The organism is Serratia sp. ASV30 (assembly GCF_016428815.1).
Lineage (GTDB): Bacteria > Pseudomonadota > Gammaproteobacteria > Enterobacterales > Enterobacteriaceae > Chania > Chania fonticola_C.
The window spans coordinates 1-606 of sequence record NZ_JAELTL010000173.1 but is presented as its reverse complement, the minus strand read 5'-3'; the positions used below and the strand labels follow the sequence as shown (position 1 = coordinate 606).

General features: G+C 43.2%; 1 protein-coding gene. It reads right to left on the bottom strand.

From position 1 onward, the window contains the following. Positions 1-229 precede the first annotated feature (229 nt). Positions 230-442: an AlpA family transcriptional regulator gene (locus JHD74_RS25955; RefSeq protein ID WP_199063903.1), complete on the bottom strand. Its 213-nt coding sequence runs from the start codon at positions 440-442 to the stop codon at positions 230-232. Between the last annotated feature and the right edge of the window lie 164 nt (positions 443-606).

Below are 606 nucleotides of genomic sequence, written 5' to 3'. Positions count from 1 at the left end.
GAGATGATACCTCCTGTCTCGTGGGCTCGGAGATGTGTATAAGAGACAGACTCTTCCGAGTCAGAGCTTACTTACGTTGTAAAACGCTCTGTAACGCACTTTGAGAGGTTTTTACTATGAAGATGAGGAACTAATATTGGCTTTGTGGTGTTGAAGCCATCAGAGGGTGTTACAGGTGATTTAACGAACGATGATTGCCTAACTTATTGTAATAAATGTAAGTAGCTTACTATCTGGACTGACTGATACGCCGCTGAACCCAAGCTTCCACTTCGCTTTGCATCCAGCGGGAGCTACGACCAAGCTTAATTGGTTTGGGGAATACACCGTCTTTAATCTGCTTGTAGAACCATTTATCAGTTAGGCCAGTAAAGCTGGTGATGAAGGCCATATCGACCATTTTATCGTTAAGCAGGCTGGCATGGGTATTCTGAGTTGTCATGAGGGCTATCTCCATATGGACATTGAGAGGGGTATGGAGAAGCGTTGTTATTGGTGATGGTTAACCGTTGACACTTCTCCTTCTCAACATCCAGATGCCAGTAATAAAATAATTTATTACCGTTTACCTTTGAGAACAGCCAAAGTTGCGATAACCATCTGAAG